The sequence below is a fragment of the Neobacillus canaveralius genome (assembly GCF_047237705.1).
Taxonomy (GTDB): domain Bacteria; phylum Bacillota; class Bacilli; order Bacillales; family Cytobacillaceae; genus Neobacillus; species Neobacillus niacini_K.
Genome location: NZ_JBDFLL010000001.1, coordinates 5,568,418 through 5,590,489, shown reverse-complemented (window position 1 = coordinate 5,590,489; position 22,072 = coordinate 5,568,418). Strand labels below are relative to the sequence as shown.

The following is a 22,072-nucleotide window of genomic DNA, read 5'->3' as shown; positions in this document are numbered from 1 at the left end:
TAAGCGGAAAACATCGGCTTATTTTCCTCGAAAACGAGCTCCATTTTGCATTTAACCGGAAAATCTCCGGTTATTTTATTTTTGCTGGTTACTCCGTTTTAAAAGCTGAATGAAATTTATTTAAAAAGTCAAAATTTTAAAAAACTTAGTAAAAATATTCGTATATCTAGGAAGATATTTTAGATAACCTAGTAGTTGTAAAGAGTTCAAATAAATTAAGGAGGGTAATAGTTTAACGTGGAAGAGTGAGAGAAAAGAAAAGGAGAATTGCAATGAAACCTAGATTAGGGATAAATATTGGTGAATGGGTGAAGAAATTATTGCTTTTGTTGTTAATTGTAAGCGTAATCACCAGTGGCTTTACACCATCTCATTACGTCCAAGCGGCCGACACAGAATTTGACTTCGACGCAAGTTCGCTAGATGGTGTCACAGTGGCGCACTACCCGCTGAATAGTTCTTATCAGTATAAAAACAAGTTGAATGAGAGTCAGCAATTGTCCGGCAGTGACGTGTCCTGGAAAACGGACTACGTTACATTGGTCAATCCGGGAAATGCAAACAATGGACATATTGCAGGCAACAATCCGGGAAACCCTGTAACGGGAAAGAAAATTTCTTTTTCGTTAAATATTAAATTAAATAAGACACAAACACGTTCTACCAGTGCGGTAAATACCCTCTTATCGTATGGGTCTGATAATAATAACAATCTTACGCTTCGGCCTTACTACAGTAACGGTATGGCTGCGGTTGTTCTTAAACGGAATGGGGCGGATTCCATAGTGGCATCTTTCCCGTCACCGGCAGCCGGTATGTGGCATAATTATACCATTTCGCTGGATGGTACAGCCGGTACTGGTAAGCTGATCGTCTGGGTCGATGGAGTTAAGGCAGCGGAGGTTGCTTCTAACGGGATTGGTGCGGACGAAATTGGCAATGGACAATTTCGACTGAACCGTACGATTGCTACCTTCTCCAATCTTGATTCGCATTACCGCGATGTGCGTGTATTTAAAGACGCACTTGATCAAGATGCTGCGACTTATTTTGCGAAGGAAATTCGCAGTTTTACATGGAACGACTTGCTCACATTGAAGCCGCTCACCGATGGGATGGTGGTTCGTGAGGATCTTGCGTTGTTTCGTGATCCCAACATTATCTGGACCTCAAGCGACAACAGCTTGATTGATCCAAGCACAGGTTTAGTAAATCGTCCGACGGAAGGCACGAGCGCAAAACAAGTCATTCTGACCATGAAATGGTTTGACTTCAGTCAGGAATACACTGTGACGGTGCCGTCGCTCAAATCGGAGCTTCAGGCTAAATACGATGAGAAGAAAGATACTATAAGAGGGGAATATACCAACGGAACATGGAAAACCATTACTCGGGCGCTCGATCATGCGAAAAAGATTTTAGCAGATGAATCTGCGCCGCAATGGGATATAGACCGGGCGGCTTTGCAAATTGATGAAGCCTTCAAATGGGCACAAACCGTTCAACCTGAAAATGTAGTGAACTATTCCACTGCCGGTGTACCTGTTGGAGAAACCTGGTACGATAACGAAGGGAATCCCATCCAAGCCCACGGCGGCGGGTTCCTTCAGCAAACTGCAGAAGACGGCAAGCCAATCTACTATTGGGTTGGGGAAAACAAAATTCACAACAGTGCAGTTTTCCATGCGGTATCGCTTTACTCCTCCCGCGATTTGGTCAATTGGGAATATGAAGGTAACATTCTTGACCAATTCTCTCAAACTGTAGAAGGCGCGGAATACGGACTTCTAAATAACAAATGGGAGCGTCCGAAGCTACTTTACAACGAAAAAACTAAAAAGTATGTTCTCTGGGGCCATTGGGAAACAGCGGGCAGCTATGCAAGCAGTCAAATTGCGGTAGCTACAGCGGATAATGTAGCAGGTCCGTATACCTTCCTTGGGCACTGGCGTCCAGGAGGTACCCTGCGTAACTGGCGTAGTGACAACGGTGTTTACTCCGATTCTGAATACTATAAGACAAGCGGAGACAGGACGACCGTTCCATCGAACGTGCAAGACGATGTGACTCAAATGGGATATATCTCCCGTGATTTTACAGTGTTTTCCGATGATGACGGGACTGCTTATCTGGTATCGTCGGAAGGACATTCCATGAGGATCCACCGACTAAATGACGAATATACAGATGTGGACTTTACGACCTACACCTTCAGCGACCCTGCTGCTAAGGCGACAGATTTTGAATCCTACAACTTCTATGAGGGTATCGGACGAGAAGCACCAGCGGTTGTAAGTACGGGCGATGGTTATTATTTAATTACCTCCGGACAATCTGGCTGGCTGCCAAATCAGAGTGCGATTAGCTATAATGCAGACATTACAGATCCACATGGCTGGACGCCAATAAAAGATGAGAATGGCAGGATACTTCCAAATTTCACCTTTGGGAACAACAGCACATACTACAGTCAATCAACCAACATTATGAAACTGACCAGATCGGATGGGTCAAATAGCTATGTTTATATGGGTGACAGATGGAGACCAAGTCAACTTTCCGATTCACGTTATGTGTGGTTACCGATTGCCTTCAACGAGGCAGAACATAATGCTTCGGCCACCTTCACAACAGGTTGGAAACTGAATGCAGAGACCGGAGATGTACAATTCCCTAAGGTTGAACTCGTTTCAGAAGGTAAGCCAGCAACCATCACTAATAATGATTCTGTTACTGGAATAGAGAAAGCAAATGACGGCATTACCTACAATCTTAATACATGGGGGGATACGAGCCATTTCTTTGGCGGCTTAGTTGCTCCGTATGAATATACGATTGATTTAAATGAAGTCTATGACTTAGCGCGAATTGACGTAGCCTATAGGCTATATAACGGTTCTGAAATGTACCACAGGTATCAGATTTTTGGTTCAACGGATAACGAAAATTGGACTGAATTGGTCAACAATAATACGAATATGTGGGCCGGTTTCACCTCGGATAAACTAAGTGGAAATTACAGGTATGTAAAGCTCAAGGTGAATGAGGTAAGGCGTGTTAACAACAATGCTCTCAGCAATGGTTGGGGAAGCGGGCTCGTTGAGGTTCAAGTTTACTCCAATGCCGACAGCACACCACCTGAGACGACAGCTGAAATGACCCCGGCAAATCCGGATGGGGAGAATGGCTGGTATAAAAACCCGGTTACAGTCACATTGAGTGCGACGGATACCAAGCCTGGATTAGATTCTACCTTCTATAGCTTGGATGGCGGAACTACCTTTGAAACTTATACTGCACCATTTGTGGTCAGTCAGGATGGGAATAATAATGTAAAATACTATTCGGTGGATAAAGCGGGCAATACTGAACAGGTACTTACTTTAGATCCAATTAGTCTAGACCAGACTCGTCCCGAAATCAATATCGAAGGTTTAGTGGATGAAAGCTATTTGGACGATGAAACCGTGACAGTGAATTACACGGTATCTGACAATATATCAGGTGTGAATCATTCGTCTGTGGTTGCGTTGTTGGATGGACAACCAATCGTAAATGGTACGGTTATTCCGCTATATAAGCTATCACTTGGAGAGCATGTTCTCACTGTGAGTGCGGTGGATCAAGCGGGAAATTCTGCTTCGGCAACAAGATCGTTTAAGACTAGCACAAGCATATCTTCCTTAATACAGCTTGTAAATCTGTTTCAATCTGACGGATCCATCAATAATATAGGAATAGTCAATAGTCTTATTATGAAGTTGCAAAACAATAACCTAGAAAGCTTTATAAACGAAGTAAAAGCACAAAACAACAAGCACATTTCAATTGACGCCGCAACCTACTTGTTGAGAGATGCCGAGTATCTTTTGAAATAAGTTGCAGCTATAGAATTGATTTTAAGGGCTGCAGTCATAGACTGCAGTCCAGATTTTTTTTTGAAAACCTTTTTGTTATTAGCTGCTATCTTCAATTCTCCCCAAATGGGGGAAAGTATTATAGAATAGGAATATTAATTATATTCACCATCCGGAGGGATAGGTTTGACAGTTGGGGAACGTGGAAGAGTACTTATAGTTGACGATGAACAATTAATTAGACAAGGCATTAAACATTATCTGAATTGGGAACAGGAAGGGTTTGAAATCGTTGGGGAAGCTTCAAACGGCAGTGAAGCACTTGAATTAATTGAGATGAAACAACCGCATATCATTATTACCGATATTGTCATGCCGATTATGGACGGTGAGGAATTAACAAGAATTGTTAAGGATCGTTATCCACATATTGAAATCATTATCCTAAGTAGTTTTGGAGAATTTGACTATGTCCGCTCTACCTTCCAAAGCGGAGTGGTTGATTATATTCTTAAGCCGAAACTTGATTCAAAGGGACTTTTAAAAGCGTTAAAGGCAGCTGCTGAAAGAATCCCGTCTCTTCAAACGATGGACAAGCATGTTTCAGTGGAGCTCTCCGTCGGGCAAATGATTCAGAAAATGATTTCAGGTTTTGAAGTTACTTATGATACCGAGAAGATTTCTGAAATATTTCATCATCACAAATTTTGTTTATTAGGTGTTGTGTTAAAAAGCGGGGAAACAGAACTGCCAAAACAGATAAAGGAGAAAATTGAAACAGAGTTTGGACGAGAAGAATTTTCGTTTCATTTCGAGCGAAATATCGTACTTGTGAATGGAGATGACTTCTCTAAGTTTATTGAGTTTGCATTGAAGCTTGGGGAGTCAAATAGCGAATATGGTTTTGCACTTAGTGAAACGTTCACGGATTTTTCGCAGCTAGTGGTAATTTACAAAGAAAGTCTAGCGAAATTATTAAAATATCGTTTTTATTTTTCTGAGCTGCCATTATTAATGAAACAGAACATGCCAATCCAGGAGCCGGTATGTGAAAGTTTCAATTTGGATTGGTTTACAGGTGAATTAAAGCGGAAGAATTTTGAAGGTGCCTTTCAGTACCTCCAGGAACATGTAGCTGCTTTATCGATATGTTATACATTAGAGGTTTATGAGTATAAGGCCTTTTTTGGGAACATTGTCTTCAACATTACGGTTCTGCTTGGAAACATGGAGTACGATGTAAAGGAATTAGATCATGCCAAGTACTCTTATTTTAAGGCGATTGAGGATGCACAAAACACAAAAGAGGTTATCGCTCAATTGAATAAATTTATTAATGAAGCAAAACAATGTATTTTCTCTTCCGAAAATCAAATCGACAATATCAATTTGAAAAGGCTTTTAGAATTTATCAAAGAGCATTACGCTGAGCCGATTACGCTTACAGAAGTAGCAAAGCATTTTCATTTCAACCCTTCCTATTTATCCAGTTACTTTTCAACTCATAAGGGAGAAGGTTTTATTGAATATTTGAATCGAATTCGAATTGAAGAAGCTTCCAAACTTCTTGTAGAGGGCAGGGCAAATATTTCTGAAATCAGTGGATTGGTTGGCTATTCCGACCACAGTTATTTTTGCAAAGTGTTTAAAAAAATAACAGGTCTATCACCAAGTCAATATAGAAGAAAACAAATCACGAGATAAGAGATGGTGAGCAGATGAGATTAATTCCTGAACGGTTTAGACATAACAACTTATTTATCACCATGTTTCTCATTAGTGTTATCATCGTGATCACCGTTTCAATAACAATAACATGGACAACCATTCGGATGTCAGAGGAATTCTTTTTTGAAAAATTTAGTATCACAAACGCGAAAGTAATGGATCAGGTAAAAGATAGCTTCGAAAATTATAATTATTCGATTGTCGTGGCTTCCAATCATATATTGCAAAGCGGATCCATCAAGAAAATTCTTACCGAAGAGGGTACGAATGTCCAAAAATTAAATGCTTATTATTCATTAAGCCAGCAGATTAAACGGATCGAGACGGGTTTTGATACGTACGAACCGGGGATCATTGTCACCGGTATTAATGGAACCATTTATGCAACCGACCGTACCTACTGGCCGATTACCGATGATGAGTTGAAGACGGGGAACATTACCCACAACACGCTTAAGCAACCGAAACGGTTAATGTACCAATATGACGAGCGTCCTGATGAAGAGGATGGACAATACATAGTCACTACAAAGGCGTTAATGGAACGGACTTCTGGAAGTGTTTATGGAACGATGTATTTTGCTATTAAAGAAAATGACTTCAGAAAGTTTTATTCAAGCTACACAAGTCCTGGTAATCATGTTTTCTTAGTTAGCAAATCAGGGGTTATTATGTCGAGCGACCAGTCAAATATGATTGGCAAACATTCGGAGGAACTGCTTCAATATGCACAAGAAATTGAGGCAGAATCAAAAGAGTACATCATTGAAGACTTTTTGGGAAAGGAACAAATCCTCTTGATGGAGTACCTTCCATCTTTTGAGATGTATATGTTTAATGTCATCGACAAAAATGTAACATTCGGCAACTTGATCGATAAGAAACAGATTGTACTGATTTCTATGGGTATTGTCTTTGTTGCGCTGATTATCGTGTTCCTTGCCTCAAGAAGAATGACGAATTCATTATCAAGGCTGGTAAAACAAATTGAGAATACTTCTAAGCACGAATTTGATGAGTATGTAACCGTTTCGGGGACGTATGAAACAAGGCAAATCGGCCATGCATTTAACTCCATGCTCGATGAGCTGCATGAGTATGTAGACCAGCTTGTTATCTCACAGAAGAATCAGCGGAATGCGGAACTCGAAGCCTTGCAGCAGCAAATTAACCCGCATTTCTTGTACAATACATTGACTTCGATTAAATTTATGGTTCAACATGGCGGAAAAGAAGAAACGGAAGAAACGTTTAATGCCTTGATATCCTTGCTGCAAAACACTATTGGCAATGTCAGCGAAACGATTACAGTTAAGCAGGAAATCGATAATTTGAAGAATTACGTGCTAATTAATCAAAAACGCTATGGTGACAGGATTAAAGTAAATTATTTTATTACATCGGATTGTATGGATTTGCAAATACCGAAACTGATTCTTCAGCCATTCATGGAAAACTCCTTTTTCCATGGATTTATCCGTAAGTCTGAAGGGTATATCAATGTTCTTGTTTGGCAGGACGGAAACACCTTGATTTGTGAAGTGCTTGATAACGGTGATGGAATGGAAGTTTCAGAGGACAGCACTCTTCCAGATACGAAGCGAAAAAAGCAGCAGTTCTCAGGCATTGGTGTACGTAATGTACATGAGCGAATTCAATTAATTTATGGAGAAGAATTTGGAGTGACTATCTCGAGTACGTTAGGAGAAGGGACAAAAGTCAGGATTACATTGCCAATTCAAAAATAGTTTTAGAATCTAAAAAAAGTACAAATTTTCAAATGTAACCGTGTTCAATAATCTGAAAATAGTACAAGGAATTAAAAATATCGTCCTAACAGTTAATCCCATGCTGGTGCTAACATAGAAAGTGTAAGGCGGACAGCGCTTACAATAGCAAATTAAAACACATGGGGGAATATCAATGAAAAAAGTACTTGCTTTATTTTTAGTAAGCCTACTGTTATTGACTGCCTGTTCTTCGGGGTCGAAAACAGAAGATAATTCCAAAACTGCTGAGGATTCCAATAAAATTACTGTATGGGCATGGGATCCAAACTTTAATATTAAAGCAATGAACATTGCAAAAGATACTTATGCTCAAGAAAACAAAGATGTTGAGATTGAAGTGATTGAAAACGCTCAAGATGACATTATTCAAAAGCTAAATACAAGCTTAAGCTCTGGTACTACAAAAGGGCTACCGAATATTGTGTTAATTGAAGACTATCGTGCACAAGGTTTCCTTCAGGCTTTTCCTGATATGTTCCACGAATTGACTGGTTCATTTAATGCAAAAGATTTTGCTGATTATAAAATTGCTCCAACAAGCTTGGATGGTAAAAACTATGGCCTTCCATTTGATACAGGGGTAACAGGATTATATGTAAGAACGGATTATTTAGAGCAAGCTGGATACTCAATTGAAGATCTGCAAAACATCGACTGGGACAAGTATATTGAAATTGGTAAGAAAGTAAAAGAAGTAACTGGTAAACAAATGTTAACACAAGATCCTAACGACCTTGGATTAATTCGTATGATGATCCAAACTGCTGGTTCATGGTATTTAGAAGAAGATGGTGTAACACCTAACTTAGCTGATAATAAAGCACTTAAAGCAGCGTTTGAAACATATAAAAAGCTTTTAGATGCTGATCTAGTGAAGCCTGTATCCGACTGGAGCCAATTCTTAGCTGGATTTAACAGTGGTGATGTGGCAACTGTTCCAACAGGTAACTGGATTACTCCTTCTATTAAGGCTGAAGAGTCACAATCTGGTAAGTGGGCAGTTGTACCTTTCCCTAAACTTCCTGGAGTAGCGGATTCTGTCAACGCTTCAAACCTAGGCGGAAGCTCTTGGTATGTTCTTAATGTACCAGGAAAAGAAAAAGCTGCTGAATTCTTAGGAAAAACATTTGGTTCAAGCGTTGAGTTCTATCAAACAATCAACACAGAAGTTGGTGCAATTGGAACGTATAAGCCAGCAACTGAAGGTGAAGCATACCAGGCTGCAGATGAGTTCTTTAGCGGTCAGAAAGTTATAGCTGATTTCGCAAAATGGACAACTGAAATTCCACAAGTAAACTTTGGTTTACACACATATGCAATCGAGGACATACTTGCAGTTGAAGCACAAAACTTTATTAAAGGTAAAGATCTTGATAAGGCATTAAAAGACGCTCAAGGTCAAGCTGAAACACAAGTGAAATAATTAAATAAGAGTAAGCCTCGGGTACTCGCCGGCTTCTCCTCTTCGGTTAAGTGGAGCGATTAGTGTCAGGCGAGTGTTTCGGGGCTTTTATATTAAAAAAACAAAACAGATAAAAACATAACTAGATAAGGAGCTGACTTGATGTGATACCTCCAAAAGCCACCCCCTCTATACAGACAGTTAGGTCCACTCGTGGACTAAGGGTTAAAAATACAGCCATCGGCTGGTCATTTGTAACGTTAGCTGCTGTGATGATTTGCTTGTTTTATTTTTATCCGATGATTCAGGCTTTCATTATGTCATTACAATCGGGCATGGGAACAAACTTAACATTTGTCGGCCTCGAAAATTATGCACGATTATTAAAAGACCCTGTATTTTTGACGACACTGAAAAATACAGTGATTTATTTAATCATTCAAGTACCAATTATGATTATTCTTGCTTTATTTATTTCTGTTTTACTAAATGATAAAGCATTGAAGTTTAAGGGCTTTTTCCGTACAGCCATCTTTTTACCATGCGTAACCTCACTAGTTGCATATTCGGTTACGTTCAAATATTTATTTGGGCAAGATGGTATTGTTAATATCATGCTAATGAAATTAGCTCTTATTTCAGAACCGGTTCAATGGCTAACAGATCCGTTCTGGGCAAAAATCACAATCATTGCTGCGATTACATGGCGCTGGACTGGCTATAATATGATTTTCTATTTATCTGCGCTGCAGAACGTCGATCAATCTATTTATGAAGCGGCGAAAATAGACGGGGCTTCACCGATACAAACCTTTTTCAAAATTACAGTTCCGATGTTAAAACCAATTATTTTGTTTACTTCGATTACTTCAACGATTGGAACGCTTCAGTTGTTCGATGAAGTAATGAATATTACAGCGGGTGGACCAGGGAATGCAACGATGACCATCTCCCAGTATATTTACAATCTATCCTTTAAATATACTCCGGACTTTGGCTATGCAGCTACTGTTTCATACGCGATTGTTATTCTAATTGTTATCTTCTCCATCATTCAGTTTAAAGTGGCAGGTGATAAAAATGCTTAAAAAAGTCTTCGGTTATGGGTTTCTTTCGATTTGTGCTATCATTTCAATTTTTCCATTTTTATGGATGATTGTCAGTTCAACAAATAAATCAGTTGACGTTACAAAAGGCAGATTGTTGCCTGGAAGTCATTTTATGGAGAACTTAACCAATCTTCTAAATACTGTTGATCTCGTTCCGGCCTTAGTGAATTCTGCGAAAATCTCAATTATCACTACGGTGATTGGCATGCTCATTGCCTCATTGGCTGGTTATGGGTTTGAAATTTACCAAAGCAAGGCAAAAGACTCTTTATTTAATTTCCTGCTGCTCTCGATGATGATTCCATTTGCAGCATTAATGGTTCCGTTATTCCGAATGTTTGGAACGATATCCCAAACAGCGCCGATGATTGGAATTGATACAATCTCCGCTGTTATTTTACCGACGGTTACCACCGCCTTTCTAATCTTCTTCTTCAGGCAAAACACGAAGATGTTTCCAAAGGATATACTTGAAGCGGGAAGGATTGACGGATTAACGGAGTTGGGTGTGTTTTTCAGAATTTATATTCCAACCATGAAAACAACTTACGCAGCAGCTGCGATTATAACGTTCATGGCAAGCTGGAACAGCTACCTATGGCCGCTTGTCGTGCTGCAGTCTCCAGAAAATCAAACCATTCCTTTGCTGATTTCTGTCTTGGGTTCAAGTTATTCACCTGACTACGGAGTCATTATGACAGCCATCGTTATTGCGACCCTGCCAGCAGCTCTAATTTTCTTTATTATGCAAAAGCATTTTGTTGCGGGAATGATGGGTTCTGTAAAATAGTAGATTTAGATTAATTTAGATAGGAAGTGTAATAGAAATGAAAACCACTCCAAGCTTAGATTGGCTTACAGATGTGAATGTATTTTCAGTGAACACGGTTCCTGCTCATTCCGACCATGTCTATTATGAAACATTGGCAGAGGCCAAGAGCGCTTCCCCAATGAAAATGCGTTATGAATTAAACGGAGACTGGAAGTTTTATTACAGTATTAATCCAGACCATAGACCGGTAAACTTTTTTGAGAAAGAATATGCTTGCGCTGGCTGGGGCGATATTACCGTTCCGGGACATATCCAACTCCAAGGCTATGGGCAGCCGCAATATGTCAACACGATGTACCCTTGGGATGGGCACCATGAGCTTCGTCCGCCAGAAATTCCAACTGATCATAATCCTGTTGGAAGCTATGTGAAATATCTTGATATTCCTGGAGCTATGCAAGGAAAACCAGTTTTTATTTCCTTTCAAGGTGTTGAATCTGCTTTTTATGTTTGGTTAAATGGTGAATTCGTAGGCTACAGTGAGGATTCTTTTACACCTGCCGAGTTTGACCTTACCCCTTATTTAGTAGATGGAGAGAATAAGCTGGCAGTAGAGGTTTATCAGCGGAGTACCGGCAGTTGGCTTGAAGATCAGGATTTTTGGAGATTTTCAGGGATCTTCCGTGATGTCTACCTTTACACAGTTCCGGAAATTCATGTTTCTGACCTGCATGTTCGTCCTGAACTTGATTCAACTTTTATAAAAGGGACACTTTCAGTCGATATAAAACTTCAAGGATCGGCAGTTTCCAAAATAGAGGCAGAATTAGTAGATGCCAACGGTGCTCTTGTTCAAACTGCCAAAGGAGAAAATATCGATGGCAAGTGGTCAATTACCATGCCTGTTGAACAGCCTGCACTTTGGAGTGCAGAAGACCCTTATTTATACAGATTATTCATCCAAGTCTATAACGAATCAGGCAGCTTGGTTGAAGCAGTACCACAGAAGGTTGGATTTAGAAGATTTGAACTCGTGAATAAAATCATGCACCTTAATGGAAAGCGGATTGTATTTAAGGGTGTCAATCGGCATGAATTTAATCCTCGCAGCGGTCGCGCCATTACAAAGGAAGATATGCTTTGGGATATAAAAACATTGAAACGTCATAATATCAATGCGGTTCGAACATCTCATTATCCAAACCAAAGCTATTGGTATGAGTTATGTGATGAGTATGGAGTTTATGTCATTGATGAAATGAATCTTGAAACCCATGGGTCATGGCAAAAGATGGGCGCGGTCGAGCCATCCTGGAATATACCAGGTAATAAGCCTGAATGGGAACCTATTGTCATGGACCGCGCAATCTCCATGGTAGAACGGGATAAAAATCACCCGTCTATCTTGATTTGGTCTTGTGGTAATGAATCATACGCTGGTGAAGTCATTTTAAATGTCTCTAAATATTTCAAAAAGGTTGATCCAAGCAGACTGGTTCACTACGAAGGAGTTTTCCATAATCGTGATTATAACGATACGAGTGATATGGAAAGCCGCATGTATGCAAAGCCAGCTGATATTGAAAAATATTTAAATGACAATCCAGAGAAGCCTTACATTAGCTGTGAGTACATGCATGCAATGGGAAATTCACTTGGCGGTATGTACAAATATACAGATTTAGAACAGAAGTATCCAATGTACCAGGGCGGGTTTATTTGGGATTATATTGACCAATCACTTTATAAAAAGGACCGTTACGGCAATGAATTCCTTGCATATGGCGGAGATTTTGATGATCGTCCGACAGACTATGGTTTCTGTACAAATGGGATTGTCTATGCGAACCGAGAGCTTTCTCCTAAAATGCAAGAAGTGAAATTCTTATATCAAGATTTCAAACTAGTACCGGATGGTACTGGTGTAAACCTAAAAAATGAGAGTTTGTTCTCCAATACTGCAAACTATGATCTCGAGTATGCTCTATTCCTAGAAGGGAAGGAATTGTATCGTAATAAACTACTGGCTGTGGTTGAACCGCAAAGTGAAGAACGCTTCGAGTTTGATATCCCTGAAGAGTTTGGTGTAGAACCAGGTGAGTATTGCATTCAAACTTCACTAGTTTTAAAGGAAAGTACCCTTTGGGCAGAAGAAGGGTATGAGATTGCATTCGGTCAGTTTGTTTACCAAGTGGGTACAAAAGGATTAGCGCCAGTTAACGGCGACTTACGGGTTGTCCATGGGGATGTCAATATTGGTGTTCACGGCCGTGACTTCACAGTGATGTTCTCAAAAGGTGCAGGAAGTTTAGTTTCATTGAACTATGCGGGCAAAGAGATGATCGCACTTCCGCCAGCTCCATTATTCTGGAGAGCTGCGACAGATAATGATCGAGGGTATTCTCAAGGTTTCCATTCTGGTCTTTGGTATGCAGCGAGCCTGGCGAGAAAGTGTGTAAATATTGAAGTTGAAGAAAAAGAGTCTCATGTGCGTGTAGGCTTTACTTATAAATTCTCCATAAATCATGAAATTGAAGTTAAGACAATTTACACAGTTTATTCAGATGGAAGTGTTAAGGTTCGGTCTGTTTATAAAGGGGCAGAAAATCTGCCGCAACTGCCAATTTTCGCAGTTTCCTTCAAGGTTCCTGCCGATTATGATCAATTAGAATGGTATGCAATGGGACCAGAAGAAAACTACTCTGACCGGGCTATGGGTGCTAAACTTGGTATCTTTAAAAACCAAGTAAGCGATAATCTATCTGGCTATGTAATGCCTCAGGAATCGGGTAATCGAACCGGTGTCAGACGAGTCAGTGTGACAAACCGTAATGGCAAGGGAGTAAGAATCTCTTCAATAACAGAACCGCTTGAATGTAATGTTAGTCCATATACGGCTTTTGAACTTGAGAATGCACAACATGTTTATGAACTTCCACCTGTTCATTATACCGTTGTAACAGTTGCCGGTAAGCAGATGGGTATAGGAGGAGACGACAGTTGGGGAGCGCCTGTTCATGATGAACACCTTATCAAGGCTGACGAGGACATGGAATTCGAATTTTTGATTCAAAGGGTTTGATTGTTGGGAAATCTTTGGATAGATAAATGAATAAGAGCAATCTATCCTTCTAAAAAACGTGTGAAATATAGAAGAGCCTGAAATGCTCAGGCTCTTTATTTTATATATAAGGAGCAGGTTATGCATATTTATATAAATCAAGAAAATCAGCAGTTTCATTTAACAAATGGTCAGGTAAGTTATATTTTCCACGTGATGAAAAATGGACAGTTAGGTCATCTTTATTATGGAAAGGCATTGCGGAATAGGAGCGATTTTTCCCATCTTCAAGTTTATGATGTTCCAACCGGTGCAAGCTGTCATGTGTATGCTGATGATCCATCATTTGTTTTGGAGACATTAAGACAGGAATATCCTGCTTACGGAAATTCAGATTTTCGTGAACCAGCTATTTCTGTCCAGAAAGAAAACGAATCTCATGTTCCAACTTTTACCTATGACTCCTTTAGTATGCTAGAAGGAAAACCACGGCTTGAGGGCCTGCCAGCAACGTACGGCAACGAAGCCAGTACATTACAAATTCTATTAAAGGATGATTTCCTTCAGGCGGAATTAACATTAAACTATACCATTTTTCCGGATAAGCCTGTGATTACAAGAAGTGCAACGCTGAGAAACTATGGCGGCGAGAATCTTGTAATTGAAAGAATAATGGGGGCAGCACTCGACCTCCCAGATAAGGATTTTATTTTTACTCATTTAGCTGGGGCTTGGGCCCGTGAAAGGCATGTGAAGGAACGTGTGCTCGAAACGGGTATTCAATCAATTTCAAGTTTACGGGGTGCCAGCTCTCACCATCATAATCCATTCTTAGCTTTAAGAAGACCGAATGCCACGGAGCATAGTGGTGAAGTGTACGGCTTTAACTTCGTTTATAGCAGTAATTTCATCATGCAGGTTGAAGTAGACCACTACGATATGGCGAGGTTAACAGTGGGAATTCATCCCTTTGGTTTTCAGTGGGGGCTCGCGCCAACAGAAACCTTCCAAACGCCAGAAGTGGTCATGGTTTATTCTGATCAAGGCTTAAATGGGATGAGTCAGGCCTTCCACCAGCTTTACCGAGAAAACCTAATTCCTGAACGATGGAAAAGGGAAGATCGTCCGATATTGATTAATAACTGGGAAGCGACATACTTTGATTTCGATGAAGATAAACTAGTGAATATTGCGAAGTCTGCCAGTGAATTGGGCATTGAGATGTTAGTCCTTGATGATGGCTGGTTTGGAAAAAGAAACGATGATACCTCCTCGCTAGGAGATTGGCATGTTGACTTTAATAAACTTCCGAATGGGTTAGAAAGCCTGGCAAAAAAAATTAATGATGCCGGGATGAAATTTGGTCTCTGGTTTGAACCGGAGATGATCAGTCCTAACAGTGAGTTGTTTAAAGCGCATCCTGATTGGGCTGTCGGGATGGCAGACCAGCATCGTACTTTAGGGCGAAATCAGCTGGTACTGGATTTCTCTAGACCTGAAATTGTTGATTATCTGTATGAAAAGATGTCCGGGATAATTAAGCAGACAAATTTATCTTATATCAAGTGGGATATGAACCGTAACATTACAGAGCCTTTCTCACAAAAATTAGCATCCAATCAGCAGGGAGAGTTTTTTCATCGCTATATTTTAGGTGTGTATTCTCTGTATGAAAGGTTAACGAGTGAGTTCCCTCATGTCTTGTTTGAATCCTGTGCTGGCGGCGGCGGGCGCTTTGACCCAGGAATGCTGTATTATGCGCCGCAAACTTGGACGAGTGATAATACGGACGCGGTCGAAAGGCTAAAAATTCAATATGGCACATCCTTCGCCTATCCATTGTATAGTATGGGATCGCATGTATCGGCGGTTCCAAATCATCAAACATATAGAGAGACCCCGCTGTCTACACGTGCAAATACGGCCTACTTTGGAACGTTCGGCTATGAACTAGATCCACACTCATTAACGGAAGAAGAACGGGAGGAGATTAAAGGGCAGGTTGCTTTTTATAAAGATCAGCGCCGCTTGATTCGCGAGGGCCATTTTTACCGTTTATTAAGTCCGTTCTCAGGTAATGAGACAGCTTGGATGGTGGTAAGTCCAGATCAGTCCGAAGCATTAGTTGGTTATTATAAGGTATTGGCAACACCAAATTCCCGGAAACATCAAACACTGCCTCTAAGTGGACTATCTGCTGATAAAGCATATGAAGTGAATGGGCGGACGTATTATGGGGATGAGCTAATGCAAGTGGGTCTTCAGCTTCCAACCGAGTTTAACGGAGTGAACATGCAATCCTCGAAACGAAGAGGGGACTTCCAATCAAACATATTTCATTTAAAAAGTACGGATGGAAATTTGGATTAATCTCCAGAAAAAGCAGTGTGTATAGGTATACACTGCTTTTTGATGTTTTTAGTAAAAATTTTAGTAAAAATAATAGATTTCTTTTACCTGATGTATTAAACTAAACATATAGCTTAAATAGTGGAGGGACGACAATGAACATCACAAAGTTAACAACTACATTCAGACATATATTTGAAGCTCAGCCTGAGCAAGCATTCTTTGCTCCGGGGAGAATTAATTTAATTGGTGAACACACAGATTACAATGGTGGTCACGTATTTCCATGTGCAATTACCTATGGTACTTATGCTGTTGCAAAGAAGAGAGAGGACAATCTTGTCCGCCTTTATTCAGTAAACTTTCCAGATAAAGAAATCATTGAGTTTGATCTAACGCAATTAGAATACGATAAACAGCATAATTGGGCAAATTACCCCAAGGGAATGATTCGTTATATAAAGGAAACAGGATTTTCAATTCCATCCGGATTTGAGTGTGTAATTGAAGGTAACATTCCTAATGGCGCTGGCCTATCTTCTTCCGCGTCTATTGAGTTATTAACTGGCGTGCTTCTAGACGGGTTGTTTAAATTAGGAATAGATCGCCTGGATATGATCAAGATTGGTAAAAAAGTTGAAAATGAATTCATTGGTGTAAACAGTGGCATTATGGATCAATTTGCGATTGGAATGGGTAAAGAGGACGCTGGAATTTTGCTGGATTGCCAGACTTTAAACTTTCAGTATGCACCGATTCAACTTGAAGGTCACAAAATTTTAATTATGAATACAAACAAACGCAGAGAACTTGCCGACTCGAAATACAATGAGCGCCGAGGAGAATGTGAAGTAGCGTTGTCGCTGCTCCAGCAAAAACTACCAATCGAAGCGCTTGGACAGCTTACTGAAGCCGAGTTTGATGAAAATCAATCATTAATCGCGAATGAAACCGTCCGTAAGCGTGCAAAGCATGCGGTATATGAAAATATGAGAACTTTAAAAGCTCTTGAAGAACTGAAGGCAGGGAACCTAGAGGCGTTTGGGCAGCTAATGAATCAATCGCATATCTCGTTAAGAGACGATTATGAAGTGACCGGAATTGAACTTGATAGCTTAGTCGAAGCAGCATGGAAACAGCCAGGGGTTATTGGTGCGCGCATGACTGGAGCTGGATTCGGAGGCTGTGCAATTGCGATTGTTGAAAATGGAGAGGTCGATAATTTTATAGCTGAGGTTGGCGCAGCATATCAGGACAAAATCGGCTATCAAGCGGATTTCTATGTTGCAAGTATTGGTGATGGAGCAAAAGAAATTCAGATGGAGGGTGCTATATAAATGAGTATTCTTGTATTAGGAGGTGCGGGCTATGTTGGTTCGCATGCTGTTTATCAGTTAATTGACCAGGGTTCTGAAGTGGTGGTTATTGATAATTTGCAAACAGGTCACCGAGACGCAATCCATCATAAGGCTCACTTTTATGAAGGTGATATACGCAGCCCTGAGTTTATGCGCTCTGTTTTTGAAAAAGAAAACATAGAAGCTATTCTCCATTTTGCAGCTAACTCCCTTGTTGGCGAATCGATGATTGAGCCACTAAAATACTTTGATAACAATGTGTACGGTACACAAGTTGTGCTTGAAATGATGAAGGAATTTAACGTAAAGCACATCGTCTTTTCCTCAACAGCGGCAGTTTATGGTGAACAGAGGGTGGTGCCAATTAAGGAAGAGGCAGCAACAATACCAACGAACACCTATGGTGAAACGAAACTGACTATGGAAAAAATGATTTCCTGGTGTGAAAAGGCATTTGATCTTAAGTTTGTATCACTCCGCTATTTTAACGTTGCCTCAGCAAGGAGTGATGGGCAAATTGGCGAGGACCATAATCCTGAAACCCATTTGATTCCTGTTGTATTGGAAGCTGCTTTAGGAAAAAGACCAGCTGTGACGGTCTTTGGTCAAGATTATGATACAGCAGACGGGACTTGCGTACGAGATTACATCCATGTTGAGGACTTGATTGAGGCGCATCTCCTTGCACTCCGTTACTTGCAAAATGGCGGGGAAAGTAATGTTTTCAATCTAGGCAGCAGTCAGGGATTTTCGGTAAAAGAAATTATCGAGACAGCTAAAGAGGTAACAGGTATTGATATTCCTGTCCAATTCGGCGAACGTCGTTCCGGTGACCCTAGTACATTAATTGCTTCATCGGAAAAAGCAAGACATGTGCTAGGCTGGAATCCAACAAGGACATCGATTCAACAAATTATTAGAGATGCATGGAACTGGCATCAACATCATCCAAATGGGTATGAGGGGTGAAGGGTATGATATATGAACGTATCCAACAATTAATAAATAGCGCCATTTCAGCTCAATTAATCGAGCCGGAGGACGAAATCTATGCCCGTAATCAAATTCTTTCCCTTTTACAACTAGTCGATTTTAAGGAATGTGACGCAGAGAGTGATATGGAGATACCTGATTTGCTCGAACAAATAGTTGATTACGCTTGTGAGCAGGGGATTATTGGTGATATCTTTGATGAAAAGGAAATCTTTTCAAGTAAAATCATGAACTGCTTTATGGCACGTCCATCGACCGTTAATCAGATATTTTTCGAAAAGTACAATCAGAATCCAAAGGAAGCCACAGAGTACTTTTATCAGTTAAGCAAAAATAGTAACTATATTCAGATGAAGAGGATCCGTAATAATATTGAGTATAAGGCTGGTACGGAATATGGTGAACTCGATATAACTATTAATCTTTCGAAGCCGGAAAAAGATCCTAGAAGTATAGAACTGGAACGTGCAGCGGAGAAAACAGATTATCCTAAATGCCTGCTTTGTGTTGAAAATGAGGGCTATGCTGGAAGAATTGGTCATCCCGCACGTTCGAACCACCGTATGATCAGGTTAAACCTTTTAGACAAGAAGTGGCTATTACAATATTCACCCTACGTGTATTACAATGAACATTGTATTGTTTTATCAGAGCAACATACTGATATGAAAATTAGTCATGTTACGTTTCAGCGGTTATTAAGTTTTGTGGAGCAGTTTCCCCATTATTTTGTCGGGTCAAATGCTGATTTACCGATTGTCGGCGGTTCTATCCTTTCACATGATCATTATCAAGGCGGACATTATGACTTTGCGATGGCCAAAGCAGAGGATGATTGTACATTTACATTAGAGCAGTTTCCAAAGGTTCAAGGATCTGTTGTCAAATGGCCAATGTCCGTCATTCGATTACGTTCGAAAGAAACTGGACCACTTGTGGAAGCGGGCGAGCATATTTTATCACGCTGGAGAAATTACAGTGACGAAACAGTAGGAATCTTTGCGAAAACAGGCCATGTCCCGCATAATACGATTACACCGATCGCACGTAAAAATCAGGAATTTTATGAACTGGATTTAGTCCTTCGGAACAATCGTACCAGCGAGGAACATCCACTAGGAATTTTCCATCCTCATCAAGACGTTCATCATATTAAAAAGGAAAACATCGGGCTAATTGAAGTGATGGGGCTCGCTGTATTACCTGCACGTCTAAAAGAAGAACTTGAGGAAGTTGAAAATTTCATTCTTGGAAAAACGGATTCCGTTGCACAATATCATTTAGAATGGGCTAAAAGCCTAAAAGTGGGCTATCAATCAGTTGTAACACCGTCAAATGTTGAAGCACTGGTCAGAGAAGAGACAGGGAAAAAGTTTTTAAAGGCATTAGAAGATGCGGGTGTTTATAAAACAAATGAAGAAGGAAAAGCCGGATTCAACCGCTTTATCTTGTCATTATCATAAAAAGCTTGCAGCATGGAAAATGGCGGAACGGCTCATATTTTTTGATATGAAGTAATGGAGTGGTAAAAAATGAAAATAGTAGATAATCTATTCGGTCAATATAATGGTGAGCCCGTGATGGAGTATACCCTGATTAATAACTCAGGGATGTCTGTTTCATGCCTGAATTATGGTTGTATCATTACGAAAATAATGGTCCCCGACCGCAATGGGAAGATTGAAAACGTAGTGCTTGGTTTTGAGCAAATTGAAGATTATGTAGATTTGAACCCGTATTTTGGGTCCATTGTTGGTCGAGTAGCTGGAAGAATTAATCATTCAGAGTTTGAGTTGGATGGAGAAGTATACAGGCTGACACCTAATGAGGACCCTAATCACCTGCATGGCGGTACGAAGGGCTTTAATTCGGTTATTTGGAAAACAGAACACTTTGAAACTGAGAGTGCAGTTGGATTGAAATTTTTCTATCGAAGTGTAAATGGTGAAGAAGGGTATCCAGGTAATTTGGATACGACTGTCACCTATCTCTTAAATAATCAAAATGAGTTAAGTATTAGGTATGAGGCTCGTACGGATCAAAAAACGATCGTTAATTTAACGAATCATTCCTATTTCAATTTAAGCGGTAATTTAAAAAGAGATGTTTCTGAGCATATTCTTCAATTGGATAGTGCTCGTTTCTTAGAGCTGGGTTCAGATTTGATCCCTACCGGTAAAATGATTGACTCTACTAATACGCCGTTTGATTTTAAACATGGCCATTTGTTAAAGTCAGGGATGAAATCCGATTATCCACAAAACGTACTTGCTGGTCATGGTTACGACCATCCGCTTCTTTTTTCAAAAAAGGGAGAAAACACAGTGGTTTTAAGTGAAAAAGAAAGCGGAAGGACATTGTTAGTTACAACGGATCAACCCTGCGTAGTCCTTTATACGGGAAACTATTTGGAAGGTCCTTATTCCATTTCTGGTGTTCGAGCGAGAAACCACTTGGGTGTGTGCCTCGAAACGCAAGGGCTGCCTGATGCAATTAATAAGCCTGATTTTCCATCAATCGTGTTAAACCCAGAGGATGTATACCATGCTGTGACTAAATACCGGTTTTTTTCTAATACAATAGGAGTTTGATTTATGGCTACGATAAAGGATATTGCAGAATTAGCAGGAGTATCGATCGCAACAGTATCCCGAGTATTGAATTATGATAGTACCCTATCTGTTGGTGATGAAACAAAAAAGAGGATATTTGAGGTTGCAGAGCAGCTTTCTTATAAGAAGAAACCAGCTAAAAAAATAGAGACAGGCAAAATCGCCCTCCTGCAGTGGTATACAGAAAAAGAAGAACTGGAAGATTTATATTATATGTCGATTCGTTTAGGAGTTGAAAATCAATCCAGGCAAATGGGCTTTTCTGTATCTAAGTACTTCCAAGATAACTTTGAGACTCTTAAACAAGATGAAATCCAAGGTCTTATTGCGATTGGCAAATTTAGTGATAAACAAATAAAAGAAATGGTTTCCATCACAAATAATATTGTCTTTGTGGACTTTTCTCCTGATGAAGAACAGTTTGATTCGATTGTTAGTGATTTTGAAAAAGCTACTAAAAAGGTCATCGATCATTATTTGGAGAACGGTCATGAGAAAATTGGTTTTATTGGCGGTAGAGAGGTCTTCAAAGATAAAACATCTCGAATCGAAGACCTTAGAGAGGTGACCTTCAAAACTTATTTAGCAGAAAAAGGGCTGTTCAATGAAGCCTTCATGTACGTTGGGGAATTCTCCGTTGCTGTTGGTCATTCACTCATGAAGAAAGCCATTCAGGAACATGGAGAAAACTTGCCGACAGCTTTTTTTGCAGCGAATGATTCTCTGGCGATTGGTGCGCTCAGAGCTTTATTAGAGGAAGGGATATCTGTTCCAGGACGTGTTAACATCATTGGTGTAAACGACATAAGCATATCCAAATATGTGTTTCCGTCATTGAGCACTGTAAAAGTCTATACCGAACTAATGGGAGAAACGGCCGTCAACACCCTTGCCGAGAAAATTGAAGGGCGACAAACAGCTAAAAAAATCACCATCTCCACCAAACTTATAGTAAGGGACAGCAGCACTTGATTGTAAAGAAAAAGCTCATCAAATTCTTATTGGTGAGCTTATTAAACTATTAAAATGCAACCGGTTGCA

At 40.1% G+C, this 22,072-nt stretch carries 13 protein-coding genes; all 13 read left to right on the top strand.

What is annotated here, in order from left to right; translation table 11 throughout:
• The first annotated feature begins 434 nt into the window (after positions 1-434).
• The 13 genes from ABC255_RS27305 (at position 435) to ABC255_RS27245 (ending at position 22,003) form a co-directional block, all read left to right on the top strand.
• A complete protein-coding gene (locus ABC255_RS27305; protein WP_412998252.1) occupies positions 435-3,878 on the top strand; it encodes an OmpL47-type beta-barrel domain-containing protein in 3,444 nt (1,147 codons plus the stop codon).
• A gap of 165 nt (positions 3,879-4,043) precedes the next feature.
• On the top strand, positions 4,044-5,561 hold the full coding sequence (locus ABC255_RS27300; protein WP_412998251.1) for a response regulator: 1,518 nt from the start codon (positions 4,044-4,046) through the stop codon (positions 5,559-5,561).
• A 14-nt stretch (positions 5,562-5,575) separates the two neighbouring features.
• Positions 5,576-7,333 carry a cache domain-containing sensor histidine kinase gene (locus tag ABC255_RS27295; protein WP_412998250.1) on the top strand — a complete coding sequence of 586 codons (1,758 nt, stop codon included), beginning with the start codon at positions 5,576-5,578 and terminating at the stop codon, positions 7,331-7,333.
• 175 nt (positions 7,334-7,508) lie between these two features.
• Positions 7,509-8,798 (top strand): ABC transporter substrate-binding protein, encoded by a 1,290-nt coding sequence (locus ABC255_RS27290; protein WP_412998249.1) that lies wholly within the window; start codon positions 7,509-7,511, stop codon positions 8,796-8,798.
• A gap of 251 nt (positions 8,799-9,049) precedes the next feature.
• On the top strand, positions 9,050-9,865 hold the full coding sequence (locus ABC255_RS27285; RefSeq protein ID WP_335535008.1) for a carbohydrate ABC transporter permease: 816 nt from the start codon (positions 9,050-9,052) through the stop codon (positions 9,863-9,865).
• Positions 9,858-10,676 carry a carbohydrate ABC transporter permease gene (locus tag ABC255_RS27280; RefSeq protein ID WP_412998248.1) on the top strand — a complete coding sequence of 273 codons (819 nt, stop codon included), beginning with the start codon at positions 9,858-9,860 and terminating at the stop codon, positions 10,674-10,676. The genes ABC255_RS27285 and ABC255_RS27280 overlap by 8 nt, the downstream gene beginning before the upstream one ends.
• A gap of 37 nt (positions 10,677-10,713) precedes the next feature.
• Positions 10,714-13,740: a beta-galactosidase, LacZ type gene (gene lacZ / locus ABC255_RS27275; RefSeq protein ID WP_412998247.1), complete on the top strand. Its 3,027-nt coding sequence runs from the start codon at positions 10,714-10,716 to the stop codon at positions 13,738-13,740.
• 120 nt (positions 13,741-13,860) lie between these two features.
• Positions 13,861-16,089, top strand: coding sequence for an alpha-galactosidase (locus tag ABC255_RS27270; RefSeq protein ID WP_412998246.1), 2,229 nt, complete (start codon positions 13,861-13,863; stop codon positions 16,087-16,089).
• Between the two features lie 134 nt (positions 16,090-16,223).
• Positions 16,224-17,405, top strand: a complete 1,182-nt coding sequence (locus tag ABC255_RS27265) for a galactokinase (protein ID WP_412998245.1) — start codon at positions 16,224-16,226, stop codon at positions 17,403-17,405.
• The gene (galE, locus tag ABC255_RS27260) at positions 17,406-18,395 is read left to right on the top strand and encodes a UDP-glucose 4-epimerase GalE (protein WP_412998244.1); all 990 of its coding nucleotides are present in this window, start codon (positions 17,406-17,408) and stop codon (positions 18,393-18,395) included. It abuts the gene before it with no gap.
• A 5-nt stretch (positions 18,396-18,400) separates the two neighbouring features.
• The gene (galT, locus tag ABC255_RS27255; protein ID WP_412998243.1) at positions 18,401-19,882 is read left to right on the top strand and encodes a UDP-glucose--hexose-1-phosphate uridylyltransferase; all 1,482 of its coding nucleotides are present in this window, start codon (positions 18,401-18,403) and stop codon (positions 19,880-19,882) included.
• Between the two features lie 69 nt (positions 19,883-19,951).
• Complete coding sequence (locus ABC255_RS27250) at positions 19,952-21,010, top strand: aldose epimerase family protein (protein WP_412998242.1); 1,059 nt, start codon at positions 19,952-19,954, stop codon at positions 21,008-21,010.
• Positions 21,011-21,013: 3 nt separating this feature from the next.
• Entirely contained in the window at positions 21,014-22,003 is a 990-nt protein-coding gene (locus ABC255_RS27245) for a LacI family DNA-binding transcriptional regulator (protein ID WP_412998241.1), read from the top strand.
• Positions 22,004-22,072 lie beyond the last annotated feature (69 nt).